Origin of the sequence: Rothia terrae, assembly GCF_014705925.2 — a bacterium.
GTDB classification, from domain to species: Bacteria; Actinomycetota; Actinomycetes; order Actinomycetales; family Micrococcaceae; genus Rothia; species Rothia terrae.
The window spans coordinates 1807281-1821563 of the sequence record NZ_CP061539.1 but is presented as its reverse complement, the minus strand read 5'-3'; the positions used below and the strand labels follow the sequence as shown (position 1 = coordinate 1821563).

Genomic DNA, 14283 nt, shown 5'->3' with positions numbered 1-14283 from the left:
AAGTTGCGTAGACTGGTGGGCACAACAGAACTTTCAACGATTGCTAGTGCGTACGTAAGGAGAACACCGCAATGGCTAAATCAACCGATAAAAAAGATTTGAATTCGCGTGAACGTCGCGCCGCTAACCGTGCTGCACAGGGTGTGAGCGCCCCGAAGACTAAAACACCGTTTGTGAATACTGATGAGATTCGCATCCAGCTGCTGCCGGTGATTGAAGAATTTAATCTATACCTTGAGGAGCTTCGCGCTCGCGGGGCAGGCGCCAATAAGACGCTGGAGATCGTGATTGACCTGCCCGAGGATCGCACTGATTTTGTGTCTTTAGATACTCTTGCAGAAGTTTCCCAGGCGTTGAGCAAAAAGCTGGACGAGATTGAAGACGGCGACTCGCCCTACATGCTCGAAGTCACCTCACCCGGTGCTACCCGTTCTCTCACCGAGCGTCGACACTGGAAGCGCTCCATTGGACGCTTGATCGCGATTACCACTGTTGATGGCGAGAAATACCTTGCTCGTCTCAACGACGTCACCGAAGAAGGCCCTGTCATGGCGCGTAAAAAAGAAACCAAAAAAGGGCAGAAGCCTTCATACCGTGACCCAGAAACCATTGGTTGGGGCACAATTTCTTCTGCAAAAGTTGAAATTGAGTTCAACAGCTAAAAAAGGTTCGCTAGAATTACTGTTGAAAGTTAAACACTTGGGTAAGTACGCACAGCGTCGCGTGTGCTGATTCAAGGACATACTCACGTGATGCAGGGACGCAACCGCGTCCCTGCAGTGTTATATACGAAAGGCCAGCAATGGATATCGATTTGAGCAACCTTCGTCTGCTGGAAAAAGAGCGCGATATTTCTATCGACGAGCTGATTCCGATGATTGAGAATGCGCTGTTGCTGGCGTACAACAAGCAGCCCGGCGCTATCAGCGGTTCACGCGCTGAAATTCACCGTGAAACCGGCATCATCACCATCTGGGCTCCTGAGCTTGATGAGGATGATCAGAAGATTGGCGAGTTTGATGATACTCCCAATAACTTTGGTCGTATTGCAGCTTCTACTGCTCGTCAGGTCATCTCCCAGCGTCTGCGCGATGCTGAGGATTCACACGTGTTGGGCGAGTTCCGTGACCGTGAGGGCGAGCTTGTTTCTGGCGTCATCCAGCAGGGGCCGACCCCCCGCATGGTCCACGTTGATTTGGGCACTATCGAGGCTGTCTTGCCCAGCTCAGAACAGGTTCCCGGCGAAAAGTACCGTCACGGTTCACGCGTTCGCGCATACATTCTTGAGGCACGACGCGGACACAAAGGGCCCTCTATCGTTCTTTCGCGTTCACACCCCAACCTGGTACGTCGCCTGTTTGAACACGAAGTACCTGAGATTTCAGACGGTTCAGTAGAGCTGATGGCTATTGCCCGCGAAGCTGGTCACCGCACCAAGATTGCAGTACGCGCAACCCGCCCCGGCATTAACCCTAAGGGCTCATGCATCGGCGAAATGGGCTCACGTGTGCGCGCTGTTATGAGCGAACTCAACAACGAGAAAATCGATATCGTTGACTTTGATGAAGACCCCACCGTCTTTATCCGTGCAGCTCTCTCACCTTCGAAGGTTATTTCAGTAGACGTTACCGACGCCGCTACCCAGTCAGCACGCGCGATTGTTCCTGACGATCAGCTGTCTTTGGCTATCGGTAAGGAAGGTCAGAACGCTCGTTTGGCGGCGAAGCTGACCGGCTGGCGCATCGACATTATCTCTGAATCACGCTTCAACGAAGCTACCGCTGGAGCGCCTGCCGACGCGTAACGATTGGCGAGAGCTAAATTACATATTTGCCGTTAGCCCCCGTAAGGGGGCTAAACTGGTTATTTGACCGCTTGAAATAGGTTTAGAGGATACTGACAATTAGCACTACACACCATGAAACGTCGGCAGAAGTATCTGCCGTGCCCATGCGTACCTGTGTTGGTTGTCGCGCAACTGAACCTGCTCAAGTGCTCACTCGCGTCGCTCTACAAACGGTAGAAGGCTCAACACCTGCCGCCGTTTTTGATGAGCAACGCACCCTGGGAGGACGCGGCGCCTGGATTCATCCGGGCAAGGACTGCCTTGATAAAGCCCTGAAAAAAGGAGCATTCAACAGGGCCTTTCGCACCCGCGTCACCACCGATCAGCTGGTGATCAAAACATAGTGAGATCGCCGGTGAACGCAGTCAATACTGCGCGAACTGTAAGTCAACTAGTTTGACGACTTGAAAGCATGAAAGCGAGTCAGAAAACTGATGGAAACCCAATGAGTGCCGCACAATGAGTACTTTCCTGTGCTCTGCCCACGGCAAAAAGACTGCCCCTGTGCTCAATAAGTACGGGCAATCGCTTATAACAAACTGAAGGTTCGCGCCGTCCTGGTGCGAACCAGGACAGGAGAAATGTGGCTAAGCCCCGCGTTCACGAGATCGCAAAAGAACTCGGAATTCCCTCTAAAGAAGCTCTCGGTAAGCTTCAGGAACTTGGCGAATTCGTCAAGAGCGCATCATCAACCTTGGAACCGCCGGTAGTTAAGAAGCTCCGCGCGGCATACCCCAACGCTGGTGGCGCATCAGAAAAAACTGCTCCCGCAGCTGACTCAAAGGCAGCACCTCAGCCCGCTGCAAAGAGCGAAACTTCATCTGCACCCAAGCCCGGCGCACCTAAACCTGCGCCTAAGCCCGGTGCAGCTACTAAGAACAACGCACCTAAGCCCGGTGCCGTAAAGCCCAACGCTGGCGCACAGCAGAAGTCAAAAGCTTCAACTGCAAAGCCCGCATCCAACGCTAAGCCCGGCGCACCTCGCCCCGGCAACAACCCCTTCTCCTCTAACCAGGGAATGGGACAGGCACCGAAGCCCGGTGCGCCCAAGCCTGCTGCGCCTAAGCCCGCAGCGCCTAAACCTGCGCCCAAGCCCGGTGCACCTCGCCCCGGCAACAACCCCTTCTCCTCTAACCAGGGAATGGGCAAGCGCAACGAAAACGGTCGCGGCGAAGGTCGTAACGGCGGTCCTCGCCCCAACGGCGGACGCAACCAGCGCGGCGAAAACCGTGGTGGCCCCCGTCCTGCCGGTGGCAACGGTGGTCCCCGTCCTAATGGCGGTCGCAACGGCCAGCGTCCTGCAGGCAACTCACCTCGCCCTGCCGGTGGCAACAACGCGCCCCGTCCCGCAGGCGGTAACAACGCACCGCGTCCCGCAGGTGGCGGTAACCGTCCTTCACCGAACATGATGCCCACCAAGATGACTGCAACCCCGGCACCCGCACGCGGCGGTAATTCCGGTGGCGGCAACGGCCCTCGTCGCGGTGGCCCCGGTGGCGGCAACGGCGGCGGCTTCAACCGTGGCCCCGGTCGCGGTGGCCCCGGTGGCGGTCGCGGTAACGCACAGGGCGCATTCGGTCGCGGTGGCGGCAAGCGCAAGGGACGCAAGAACAAGCGTCGCGAGCAAGATCAGATTCAGGCACCCGTAGTAGGCGGCGTAGTAGTACCTCGCGGTAACGGCGACACCGTAGTTCGCCTGCGCCGTGGCGCGTCCATCATGGACTTTGCAGAGAAGATCAATGCGAACCCCGCATCACTGATCACTGTGCTCTTCCACTTGGGCGAAATGGCAACTCAGACCCAGTCACTGGACGAAGAGACCTTCGAGCTGTTGGGCGCTGAGCTGGGCTACAAGGTCCAGATCGTCTCACCCGAAGACGAAGAGCGCGAACTGCTCGAGTCCTTCGACATCGACCTTGAGGCAGAAGCAAACGCTGAAGAGGAAAACGACAAGCTCAAATTCCGCTCACCGGTTGTCACCGTTATGGGTCACGTTGACCACGGTAAGACCCGCCTGCTGGATGCTATCCGTAACACCAACGTCATTGAAGGCGAAGCTGGCGGCATTACCCAGCACATTGGTGCGTACCAGATTCACACCGAAGTTGGCGGCGAAGAACGCTACCTGACCTTCATCGATACCCCCGGTCACGAGGCGTTTACCGCTATGCGTGCCCGCGGTGCGAAGGTCACTGACATCGCTATCTTGGTTGTTGCAGCGGACGATGGCGTTATGCCTCAGACCGTTGAAGCGCTCAACCACGCACAGGCAGCAGATGTGCCGATCGTGGTTGCAGTCAACAAGATCGATAAGGAAGGCGCTAGCCCCGATAAGATTCGTGGCCAGCTCACCGAATACGGCCTGGTGCCCGAAGAATACGGTGGCGACACCCTGTTCGTTGACGTTTCAGCTCGTCAGAGCTTGAACATCGATGAACTTCTCGAAGCTGTTGTACTGACCGCTGACGGCGCACTTGAACTCAAGGCTAACCCCAATAAGGAAGCTCGCGGCGTTGCCATCGAAGCTAACCTTGATAAGGGACGCGGCGCCGTTGCAACCGTCCTCGTTCAGTCAGGTACCCTGCGCGTTGGCGATGCCATTGTTGCAGGTGTAGCTCACGGTCGTGTTCGCGCAATGTTCGATGAGAACGGCAACAACGTCGAAGAAGCTGGCCCCTCACGTCCTGTCCAGGTACTCGGTTTGTCAACCGTTCCCCGCGCAGGTGACACCTTCCTCGCAACCGAAGAAGAGCGTACCGCACGCCAGATCGCTGAAAAGCGTGAGGCAGCGGACCGTAACGCACAGCTGGCTAAGCGTCGCAAGCGCGTTACCCTCGAATCATTCGACGAGGCCGTTGCAGAGGGCAAGATGGACACCCTCAACCTCATCATCAAGGGCGACGTCTCCGGTGCTGTTGAAGCACTTGAAGAGTCACTCATGAAGATTGATGCCGGTGGCGACGAAGTTCAGCTTCGCGTCATCCACCGCGGTGTGGGTGCTATTACTCAGAACGACGTCAACCTGGCAACCGTCGATAACGCTGTGATCATCGGCTTCAACGTTCGCCCCGCAGAGCGCGTTGCAGAACTTGCAGACCGCGAAGGCGTAGAGATGAAGTTCTACTCCGTCATCTACCGCGCGATTGAAGAAATTGAGCAGGCTGTTAAGGGCATGCTCAAGCCTGAGTACGAAGAAGTTGAACTTGGTTCAGCAGAAGTACGCGAAGTATTCCGCTCCTCCAAGTGGGGTAACATCGCAGGTTCAATCGTTCGCGACGGTCTGATCAAGCGTAACGCTAACGCTCGCTTGGTACGTGACGGCTCCGTTGTTGCAGAAAAGCTCAAGATTGAATCACTGCGTCGCTTCAAGGACGATGCAACCGAGGTCCGCGAGGGCTACGAGTGTGGTATCGGTCTTGGCTCCTTCAACGACATCAAGGAAGGCGACATCATCGAGACTTGGGAGATGCGCGAGAAGCCTCGCGTCTAAGCCTAAGTCTTTGACTCGTTAGGGTGTGGGCTGGCACAGCAGGTGCCAGCCCACACCTATTTTCAATTAATATCCAGAGTGCACATTGTAGAGAGACGCCGCTACGTCGGCTTCCCTTAAACGCCAGCCCCGATGCCAGCCGACTAGGCGGCATCCCTCCAACGCTGTGTACTCATACCACGTGAGATTTTTACTAGTTGGTAAACTGGTGAGCAGACTAATTTTCATCAAAAGGAGAACATCATGGCTGATGCAGCACGTGCCGCACGACTTGCGGACCGCATTAAGGTAATTGTCGCTCAGGCGCTGGAACGCCGTATCAAGGATCCCCGCCTGGGATTTATCACCGTGACCGATGCGCGCGTTACGAACGATTTGCAGCACGCAACGGTTTACTACACCGTGTACGGTAGCGAAGAAGAGCAGGCATCAACTCGCGCTGCTCTGGAATCAGCTAAGGGCATTTTGCGTTCAGAGGTTGGTAAGAACATCACCGCTCGTTTGACCCCGACTCTGACTTTTGTTGCTGACGAGGTTCCTGTGAACGCCGCTCACCTTGAGGACTTGCTACGCAAAACCCGCGAACGCGACGCGGAGCTGGCCGCAGCGTCAGAGGGTGCTCAGTACGCGGGCGATGCTGATCCTTACAAGAAGGCTGACGAAGAAGACGCCGAGGAACAGGCTTAAATTTTGGCGAAGAAAACACCTGAGGGTCCTTCCGGTCTGGTTGTTATTGATAAGCCTGCGGGTATGACGAGCCACGATGTGGTCTCGCGTATGCGCCGGCTTGCTGGCACTCGACGTGTAGGGCATGCAGGCACGCTTGATCCGATGGCTACCGGCGTCCTCATTCTTGGCGTCAATAAGGCGACTAAGTTGCTGACGTGGGTGGTAGGGGAGTCAAAAACCTATACCACCACTATCCGTTTGGGCTTGGGAACTATCACCGACGATGCTGAGGGCGATGTAATAAGCGTTGCCGATTCGGCACGCGTTGAGAGCATCACCGAGCAGCGGATCAAGGACGCCAGCGCCCAGCTGACCGGTGAGATTATGCAGGTGCCGTCGTCGGTATCGGCTATCAAGGTTGACGGTGTGCGTTCGTACGCGCGCGTGCGTTTGGGGCAGGAAGTGAAGCTTGAGGCTCGTCCCATTACGGTTGATGAGTTTTCTATCGAGTCCGTGACGCGCAAGGTAGTGGAGGGGCCTGAGCATATTGTCGATATGACGGGTGAACCGGTTGAAGGTACTGACTTGCCGGCACAGGCATCGGTGATTGACGTTGAAGCTACCGTTTCGTGTTCCTCAGGTACGTACATTCGTGCCTTGGCGCGAGATCTTGGCGCAGCGCTGGGTATTTCGGCTCACCTGATAGCACTGCGACGCACTCGTATTGGAGAGGTTGAGGTAGCGAGCGCTGCTACCTTGGAACAGTTGCAGTTTATTAAGGATCGAGCTCCTGATCAGCCGCTACCGATGCTGTCATTAGAGGACGCAGCTCGTAAGTTATTTGGTAGCCGCGCGTTGAGCGGTGCAGAAGCTACGGATATTTCAAACGGGCGTCGCATCACTCCCACCGATAATGGTGGGGAGTCTGAGACACCTGCGGCTAAGAGCAAACATGCCAGCACCGCCGGTATCAGTGCGGCATTTGCTCCCGACGGAACCCTCGTGGCGCTGATTGAAAATAAGAAGTGGCGAGGACACCTGGTGGCAGCGCCCGTGCTTGTTTTTGAATCTGGCAAAACTTTTGGAGAAAACTCATGATGATTGCAGGACTCGATTTGTGGTTCTGGATTTGTGTAGTGCTCGGAACAGTGTCGACTGTTATTTGCGTGATTCAATTTTTGCGCGGAGTGGCAGCGGACGATTGGTCGCAGGGCTCGATTATCGTCTTGCAGGGTTTCTTGATGGTCTACTTTGTAGGTTCAATCATCATGCAACTTGTGACCGATGGTCCTAAGGGCGACTGGCTTGAGTACTACGGGTACCTGCTGACCGCCATGATTATTCCAGCGGGCACGCTCACATGGTCACTTTCGGAACGCACCAAATGGTCAACACTAGTGCTGGGCGTCACCGGACCTGTTCTGATCATCATGGTTCTTCGCATGAACCAGCTGTGGTACTACTACTAAAAACAGCTCACCTCTTTGCTTCACCACACCATCATCTTGTGAAAGGTACTTTCATGGCTGAACACGCCAAAAACCGAGGCTTTGGTCGCCTGCTGGTTGTTATCTACGCTGTCTTTTCGCTCTCTGCTACAGCCCGCGCGCTATACCAGGTGCTCCGTAAGTTCGATCAGGCACCGCTGTCTATCAGCCTCTCGGCTGTCTCAGCCATCATTTACATTGTGGCAACCGTGGCCCTTGCAAAACGTGGCGTCAACGCGTGGAAGCTCTCTTTAGCCGCTGTGTCTACCGAAATGGTGGGCGTCCTGCTCATCGGAATTTTCTCGTTCGTGCGCCCCGACCTCTTTGAGATTGCCTCGGTCTGGTCACACTTCGGCTCAGGCTACGGCTACATACCGCTGATTCTGCCGATGGTCGGACTGTGGTGGCTAAACCGTACCAAACCAGCCACCGCCCACACCGCGTAATTTGTTGCTCAACCCGCGTCCTGCAATAATCAGGACGCGGGTTTTACGTTGTAGAAAGCCAAACTTTAGGGGCAAAAGCGTTAGGCGCGTTAGGATAGATACGTCCCACTACTTCAAGGAGAACAGTGCAACGCTTCACCGAGCTTGAGCAGATTCCCACCGACTTTGGCCCCAGCGTGGTTACGGTAGGAAACTTTGACGGCGCGCACGTAGGGCACACCCGCGTCATGGAACGGGTGGTACAGATTGCGCGCGACAACCAGCTGGCGTCCGTGGGTGTCTCTTTCGACCCGCATCCGGCGGTGGTGCACAACCCTAACGTCGATCACGTTGAGATTATGGGGCAAGAAGATCGTCAGCGCTTCTTTGAAGACATGGGCCTTGAGAACTACGTCCTGTTGCACTACGACTTAAAATTCGCCTCACAAACCCCTGAAGAGTTTGTCAAAAATGTGTTCGTTGATGCCTTGCACGCACGCTGGGTTGTCATCGGCGACGACGTGCGGTTTGGTTACCGGAATTCCGGTGACCTCAACACCATGATTGAGCTCGGCAAAAAATACGGGTTTGAGGTAGAAGCGGTGGAAGACCTGACGCACGAGTCTCAGCGTCGCTGCTCTTCTACCTGGATTCGTGAGCTTCTGACCGACGGAAAAGTTGATGAGGCAGCCCAGATTCTTGGCCGTAACCATCTGATGCATGGAGAAATCGTACACGGTGCTGCCCGCGGTCGCGAGTTAGGGTTTCCCACTGCGAATATGAGCGTTGACTCAGACGGTTTTGTGCCGGCTGACGGTGTTTACGCCGGCTGGCTTACCGACGCGCACGGTAACAAGTGGCCGGTGGCAACGTCCATTGGCACCAACCCCACCTTTGAGGGCGTGGAGCAGCGTCAGGTGGAGTCATTCGTTATTGGACGCCCCGAAGAACGCGTTGAAGACTTCAACCTCTACGGTCAACGCGTTATTCTCGAGTTCGTACAGCGTCTACGACCGATGGTGGCTTACCGCGGAGTTGAAGCGCTTATCGAGCAGATGAACCAGGACGTTGAACAAGCAAAAGAAGTGCTGGGGCTTACTGCATAACAGCCAATGCTTATCCCAGGTCATACCTGTAAACGAACGCAGAGGGTGGCAAACTGGCATGAATTATCCCGTAAGCGAAAGCGCATCGGTAGAGAAGGAATGCTGAGCCGTCAGCTACGTTTGTCTCGCTATGTTTGCGCAACGATTTCAAGCTCTAACCAATAAACCTCACTACACGTATCTACAAAAGCGGGGTGCTTCCAGAAAGAAAGCACCCCGCTGTTGCGGCGTTACTCAACGAAGCTTGGCGCAAACCTTTGTGGGAGGTTCGCCAGCTGACGGATAACGCCCCAATCTCGCCCGCTACATCTCCTGATGCGTGCGCGGATCAAAACCGGAGAAGCTAATGCCGGTATGCAACATCTTGATGCGATTCATCTGCTCTTCAGTCAGCTCCCAATTAAACAGCTGCAAGTTCTCAACCTGACGCTTATCATTGGCAGTCTTAACAATCGGCAAGATATTGGACTGTACATTCCATCGCAAAACTACCTGCGCTGGCGTGCAACCGGTTTCGCGGGCAATATCCTTAATGACATCATGATCGAGTACATCTTTGCCCCGACCCAGAGGTGACCACGCCTGAGTAACGATAGCGTTTTGCTGGTGATACTCACGCAGTTTTTCCTGCTGGTAAGCGGGCTGAACCTCAACCTGATTAACCGTGGGAGTCTCACCGGTTGCATCCTTTAAAGCCTCGATATGTTCGGGCAAGAAATTGGAGACACCAATAGACTTGACTAATCCTGCATCGCGAAGTTCAATCATGGCGCGCCACGTATCCACAAACTTATTGTTCATGGGGTTAGGCCAGTGAATCAGGTACATATCCACATAATCTAGACCCAGGCGTTCCAAAGATTCCTGCAACGATGCTTTAGTGGTCTCGTAACCGTGATGACGGCCAGGAACCTTCGTTTGCACAAAGAGGTTGCTACGATCTGCGCCGCTGAACTTGATACCGCGTCCGACACCGATTTCGTTCTCGTAGTTCACCGCGGTATCAATCAGACGCCAGCCATTGAGGATGGCCTCAGAGACATGGACTTCTGCCTCAACGTTCTTCAACGGGTAGGTACCAAAACCAACGGCAGGGATTTTACGACCGTCACGAAGGGTATGTTCAATCATTGTTTTCTTCTCTCAACCAGTGAGTTTCTGACTGCACTAAGCGCGCAATCAGAGCTGTAGAAAGCTGAGCTGAGCGTTCAGAGACAATCTCGCCAGCCATATGGAAGTCCTGGTCAGCGGCAGGTCCGCACAAATCTGAGATACCGCGGATCGCAATAAAAGGAACCTCACGCGATGAGGCAACCTGGGCAATAGCGGTGGTTTCCATATCGGTCGAAATAGCCTGGGAGAAAATCTCACGGGTGTCTTTCACATTGTGCGCGGTGACGAATGAACCACCGGCAAGCATGGTGTCAACGAAAACATTGCCCTCGCCCTGATAGTCAGCGGCAGCTTCGCGAGCTACCTCTAACAGCTCAGCTGAGGTCGAGTACTTCTCCGGCATGCCGGGCACCTGACCGCGAACATAACCGAAAGCCGTCGCATCCGCATCGGTGTAGGTGTAATCCAAACCAACAGCAAGATCACCCACATTAATGTCCTGACGCAGACCACCTGCAGTACCAGCAGAAATAACGACGCGCGGGTTGGGCACGAGTTCCAACGCCACGGTGAAAGCAGTTGCCGCGTTCACCAAACCGATTTTTGAGCGCACCAGCAAAAGCGGCACATCAGAGTTCTCAAGTTTCAGCGTACGCGGATAATAGTGAGCTTCACCCACCATGAAATCCTGAGCCGCTACCTCGGTTTTATCGAGAAACGGACCAGCTTCTTCATCCATCGCTACTTGAACGATAACGCCGTTCTCAAAACCGGTCAGCGCCTGATGCGACACTACGCCATCACCTTTTCCCACTCGCTACGACCAGCTAGGAAGGTGCGAACAGCGTCCTGAGCTTCTTCCAAAGAGTGGTTAGCGCCCCACCCGCACTGAACCTCGTTAGCAGCGGGAACCTCGGTCGCTGACAGAAGATCGTTCATAGAAGCCTCAAGCACGGGCAAGAAGTCTTCAAGCTCTAGACCCAAAGTCAGAGCGTAGAAACCCGTCTGGCAACCCATGGGGGAGAAGTCAATGAGCGCATCGGTATGGTTACGCATGTGGTGAGCAGTCATGTGCTCAATGGAGTGTACAGCCTTCATGCCCAAGTGACCCTTGTTGGGCTGGGTAAAGCGCACATCGTACTTAATCAGCACATCGCCACCGGGCAAGGTCTTACGATCTGCTACACGCACGTAGGGTGCAGCAACAGCGGTGTGGTCGAGATCGAATGACTCAACATTGGTCTTGTCTTTAGAGAAGTTTTCCATGTCTCCATTCTTTCGCAGAACCACAGTGTTTGCTAGTGCGGCATACCTTTCACGCTGACAGCGTGTTTTAGGCAACTATTCACAGAGCGGGTTTAGAGTTGAGAGTGAGAACAACGCTGGTACAAGCTGTGCACCACCGGATGCGCTGAAAATAGGCGGTAATCGCGCACTATTGCCTGCTGGCGTCGGGACTGGCGTGAATCGCAGATCGAGCGCCCCGCGCGAGATCCGCGAGAGGGACTGCAGGCGATTGCGTGATTGCCGTACCAGCCCAGACTACGCAGATATTTTGTACTGGCACCACAAAAGAAAGGTATCGATTATGACTAACGTTTTGGTTCCCACCGTCGCATCCTCAGCTGGTTTGCTGGGCGGCTACTACCTTGCACGTGCTACCGGCATCCGCCCGCTGGGTGCTATTGGTTTGGCTGCCGGTGGTGGAACGGCATTCAAGGCGTGGCAGAATAACCGTGGTACCGCAACTGCGGCTGCTCTTACTGCTGTTTACCTCGGTGGGTTTGGTTATTCCCATGTTCTTCACAAAAAGATTGGTGCTTGGCCCGCTGTTCTTTCAGTAACTGGAACTAGCGCAGCGGCGTCCTTGCTCTTTGGCGGTCCGAAGAAGCGCTAGGCACCCCAACCCTGAGGTATTCACAGCGCACGGCATCTGAGCAAGAAGATACCGTGCACTGTTTGAGTTTAAGTGGTTTTTATCAAGGTGACGCAGGTTTCATGAGGTTGTATAGTGTGACTCAAGCACCGCCCGCACGAAAAGCTGCGATGCGGTGACCAGATACTGCTAGGCAGTCCAACCATCAGGAGAGATATGAGTACACCATTGCAGATGACGCCCGGTACATCCACCGTGGATGCCAACGCCCTGCATCGCGGTCTCACTCTCCGACATATTCTTTTTATCGCGTTGGGTTCAGCCATTGGTACGGGGCTGTTCTATGGTTCGGCATCGGCTATTGAGCTTGCCGGTCCGTCAGTACTTTTGGCCTATCTCATCGGTGGTGCTGCGGTCTTTATGGTGATGCGAGCTATGGGCGAAATGGCGCTGGCACACCCTGTTGCCGGTTCATTTTCTGAATACGCGACGATTTATTTAGGACGCGGCGCTGGCTTTATTACCGGCTGGACGTTTGCAATCGAGATGGCTTTGGTGGCTATTGCAGATGTAACTGCTTTCGCGGTCTATATGAAGTTCTGGTTCCCTGGAACTCCGTCGTGGATCTGGATTACCAGCGTCCTGTTGATTATTCTCGCTATCAACTTTGCCAAGGTGAAGGCTTTTGGTGAGACTGAGTTCTGGCTGACCGTCATTAAGGTGACCGCTATTATTGCCATGATTGTGGGCGGTATTATTCTGCTGATTTTTGGTGCGCGGTTGAATGCCGATGTTTCGCCCGCGGTGTCTAATCTGTGGTCGCACGGTGGTTTCTTCCCGAACGGACTGGGTGGTTTCCTGGCGTGCTTTACCGTGGTGATGTTTGCCTTTGGCGGCGTTGAGACAGTTGGTATTGCGGCGGGCGAGGCTGATAATCCTAAGGTTTCTATTCCTAAAGCAATCAATACTTTGCCCGTGCGTATCTTGTTGTTCTACGTTCTGACGCTCACCGTGATTATGTCTTTGTACCCGTGGAATGAAATAACGGGGGAGACCTCACCCTTTGTGCAGATTTTTGAGGGACTGGGTATTGGTGCGGCCGCTCATATTTTGAACCTGGTGGTTGTGACCGCTGCAATCTCGGCTATCAACGCTGACGTTTACGCGGCAGGACGCATGCTGTTTGGTCTTGCTCAGCGCGGCATGGCACCGGCATCCTTCAATAAGGTTTCTAAGAACGGCACTCCCTTCATGACGGTTGTGTCTATGGGCGTAGTGCTCGTGGTTGGTGTGCTCGTCAACGTTTTCTTTGAGCAGGCCTTCTTGGTGGTTGCTGCCGTGGCAACCTATGCAACGGTCATGGTGTGGGTCATGATTCTGCTAACTCATATTGCGTTCAAAAAGCAAAAAGCTCGCGAAGGGGTGACCACTGATTTCCCCGTACCCGGGTGGCCTATCGCGTCTTACCTGGCTCTGGCCTTCTTAACCTTTGTGGTTGTCATGTTTGCATTCTTCCCCGAAACGCAGATTGCCCTGATTGCCGGTGTCATTTCATCTGTGTTGCTGGGGTTGTACTACAAGTTCTTCATCCAGAAGAAGGTTACGCAGTAATCGGTTGCACACTGTTTCACGGTGTGCAGATTACCTCCACTATTTCCTCTGCCTGCAATATCAGGTAAAGTTAATCCTCGTGTGACTGCTGTCCGTGGTTGTCGCACAGGCGCACACCCGCGTCTTACCCGTCTAACAAAAGTTGGTGCGGGCCATCACGGCACTAACTCCAGGAGTTATAAACATGGCACTTGATCCCAAAATCAAGCAGGAAATCATCGCAGAATATGCAACCCACGAGGGCGACACCGGTTCACCCGAGGTTCAGGTTGCAGTTTTGACTCGTCGTATCACCGACTTGACCGAGCACATGAAGGAACACAAGCACGACCACCACTCACGTCGTGGCCTGATGATCCTCGTTGGTCGCCGTCGTAACCTGCTCGGCTACCTCAAGCGCGTTGACATCGAACGCTACCGTGCACTCATCGAGCGCCTGGGCTTGCGTCGATAAATATTTTTGAAGGTAAGGGCGGCATCTTTGACGTAAGACGTTTCATCACTTTTATATCGGTTATAAACTGATAGAGAGAAGTGCTGGCGTTCTTGACTCAAAGTACCGCCCTTGCTTCATACCCGGATCTTTCGGGTACAGCTAATTTTCCCAACAGTTTGCATTCTCCTTGCAGGGCTTTCGCGGTCCTCGGTAGTGGCTTCCGG

The 14283-nt window shown here is 54.3% G+C and carries 15 protein-coding genes; 12 read left to right on the top strand and 3 right to left on the bottom strand.

What is annotated here, in order from left to right; genetic code table 11:
* Positions 1-71: 71 nt before the first annotated feature.
* From IDM49_RS08355 to IDM49_RS08315, 9 genes are all read left to right on the top strand, one after another.
* Positions 72-662, top strand: coding sequence for a ribosome maturation factor RimP (locus IDM49_RS08355; protein WP_190724170.1), 591 nt, complete (start codon positions 72-74; stop codon positions 660-662).
* Between the two features lie 140 nt (positions 663-802).
* Positions 803-1804: a transcription termination factor NusA gene (nusA, locus tag IDM49_RS08350; protein ID WP_168614314.1), complete on the top strand. Its 1002-nt coding sequence runs from the start codon at positions 803-805 to the stop codon at positions 1802-1804.
* A 146-nt stretch (positions 1805-1950) separates the two neighbouring features.
* Positions 1951-2190 carry a YlxR family protein gene (locus IDM49_RS08345; protein ID WP_190724169.1) on the top strand — a complete coding sequence of 80 codons (240 nt, stop codon included), beginning with the start codon at positions 1951-1953 and terminating at the stop codon, positions 2188-2190.
* 239 nt (positions 2191-2429) lie between these two features.
* Positions 2430-5336 carry a translation initiation factor IF-2 gene (infB, locus tag IDM49_RS08340; protein ID WP_190724168.1) on the top strand — a complete coding sequence of 969 codons (2907 nt, stop codon included), beginning with the start codon at positions 2430-2432 and terminating at the stop codon, positions 5334-5336.
* A gap of 243 nt (positions 5337-5579) precedes the next feature.
* The gene (rbfA, locus tag IDM49_RS08335) at positions 5580-6023 is read left to right on the top strand and encodes a 30S ribosome-binding factor RbfA (RefSeq protein WP_168614316.1); all 444 of its coding nucleotides are present in this window, start codon (positions 5580-5582) and stop codon (positions 6021-6023) included.
* Positions 6024-6026: 3 nt separating this feature from the next.
* On the top strand, positions 6027-7103 hold the full coding sequence (truB, locus tag IDM49_RS08330) for a tRNA pseudouridine(55) synthase TruB (protein ID WP_190724167.1): 1077 nt from the start codon (positions 6027-6029) through the stop codon (positions 7101-7103).
* On the top strand, positions 7100-7474 hold the full coding sequence (locus tag IDM49_RS08325) for a hypothetical protein (protein WP_228008054.1): 375 nt from the start codon (positions 7100-7102) through the stop codon (positions 7472-7474). Before truB ends, IDM49_RS08325 begins: the two co-directional genes overlap by 4 nt.
* Before the next feature lie 53 nt (positions 7475-7527).
* Complete coding sequence (locus tag IDM49_RS08320; RefSeq protein ID WP_168614318.1) at positions 7528-7938, top strand: hypothetical protein; 411 nt, start codon at positions 7528-7530, stop codon at positions 7936-7938.
* 125 nt (positions 7939-8063) lie between these two features.
* Entirely contained in the window at positions 8064-9023 is a 960-nt protein-coding gene (locus tag IDM49_RS08315; protein WP_190724166.1) for a bifunctional riboflavin kinase/FAD synthetase, read from the top strand.
* Between the two features lie 303 nt (positions 9024-9326).
* Here IDM49_RS08315 and IDM49_RS08310 read toward each other — a convergent pair whose 3' ends face one another.
* From IDM49_RS08310 to IDM49_RS08300, 3 genes are read right to left on the bottom strand one after another with little or no spacing between them, the layout of a single operon-like run.
* Positions 9327-10154, bottom strand: a complete 828-nt coding sequence (locus IDM49_RS08310; protein ID WP_190724165.1) for an aldo/keto reductase — start codon at positions 10152-10154, stop codon at positions 9327-9329.
* Positions 10147-10929: a 5'-methylthioadenosine/S-adenosylhomocysteine nucleosidase gene (gene mtnN / locus IDM49_RS08305; protein ID WP_228008053.1), complete on the bottom strand. Its 783-nt coding sequence runs from the start codon at positions 10927-10929 to the stop codon at positions 10147-10149. The genes IDM49_RS08310 and mtnN overlap by 8 nt, the downstream gene beginning before the upstream one ends.
* Positions 10929-11402: an S-ribosylhomocysteine lyase gene (locus IDM49_RS08300; RefSeq protein WP_168614321.1), complete on the bottom strand. Its 474-nt coding sequence runs from the start codon at positions 11400-11402 to the stop codon at positions 10929-10931. Before IDM49_RS08300 ends, mtnN begins: the two co-directional genes overlap by 1 nt.
* A gap of 322 nt (positions 11403-11724) precedes the next feature.
* On the opposite strand from IDM49_RS08300, the gene IDM49_RS08295 reads away from it, so the two are divergent.
* From IDM49_RS08295 to rpsO, 3 genes are all read left to right on the top strand, one after another.
* Positions 11725-12033: a hypothetical protein gene (locus IDM49_RS08295; protein WP_168614322.1), complete on the top strand. Its 309-nt coding sequence runs from the start codon at positions 11725-11727 to the stop codon at positions 12031-12033.
* A 195-nt stretch (positions 12034-12228) separates the two neighbouring features.
* Positions 12229-13623, top strand: a complete 1395-nt coding sequence (locus tag IDM49_RS08290) for an amino acid permease (protein ID WP_190724164.1) — start codon at positions 12229-12231, stop codon at positions 13621-13623.
* Between the two features lie 184 nt (positions 13624-13807).
* On the top strand, positions 13808-14077 hold the full coding sequence (gene rpsO / locus IDM49_RS08285) for a 30S ribosomal protein S15 (RefSeq protein WP_168614324.1): 270 nt from the start codon (positions 13808-13810) through the stop codon (positions 14075-14077).
* Positions 14078-14283: the final 206 nt, after the last annotated feature.

What these genes read in the sequence shown, in the direction of transcription:
- IDM49_RS08355 (WP_190724170.1), top strand. Translation starts at nt 72, where the DNA reads ATGGCTAAATCAACCGATAAAAAAGATTTGAATTCGCGTGAACGTCGC.
- nusA (WP_168614314.1), top strand. Translation starts at nt 803, where the DNA reads ATGGATATCGATTTGAGCAACCTTCGTCTGCTGGAAAAAGAGCGCGAT.
- IDM49_RS08345 (WP_190724169.1), top strand. Translation starts at nt 1,951, where the DNA reads ATGCGTACCTGTGTTGGTTGTCGCGCAACTGAACCTGCTCAAGTGCTC.
- rbfA (WP_168614316.1), top strand. Translation starts at nt 5,580, where the DNA reads ATGGCTGATGCAGCACGTGCCGCACGACTTGCGGACCGCATTAAGGTA.
- IDM49_RS08325 (WP_228008054.1), top strand. Translation starts at nt 7,100, where the DNA reads ATGATGATTGCAGGACTCGATTTGTGGTTCTGGATTTGTGTAGTGCTC.
- IDM49_RS08320 (WP_168614318.1), top strand. Translation starts at nt 7,528, where the DNA reads ATGGCTGAACACGCCAAAAACCGAGGCTTTGGTCGCCTGCTGGTTGTT.
- IDM49_RS08310 (WP_190724165.1), bottom strand. Translation starts at nt 10,154, where the DNA reads ATGATTGAACATACCCTTCGTGACGGTCGTAAAATCCCTGCCGTTGGT.
- IDM49_RS08300 (WP_168614321.1), bottom strand. Translation starts at nt 11,402, where the DNA reads ATGGAAAACTTCTCTAAAGACAAGACCAATGTTGAGTCATTCGATCTC.
- IDM49_RS08295 (WP_168614322.1), top strand. Translation starts at nt 11,725, where the DNA reads ATGACTAACGTTTTGGTTCCCACCGTCGCATCCTCAGCTGGTTTGCTG.
- IDM49_RS08290 (WP_190724164.1), top strand. Translation starts at nt 12,229, where the DNA reads ATGAGTACACCATTGCAGATGACGCCCGGTACATCCACCGTGGATGCC.
- rpsO (WP_168614324.1), top strand. Translation starts at nt 13,808, where the DNA reads ATGGCACTTGATCCCAAAATCAAGCAGGAAATCATCGCAGAATATGCA.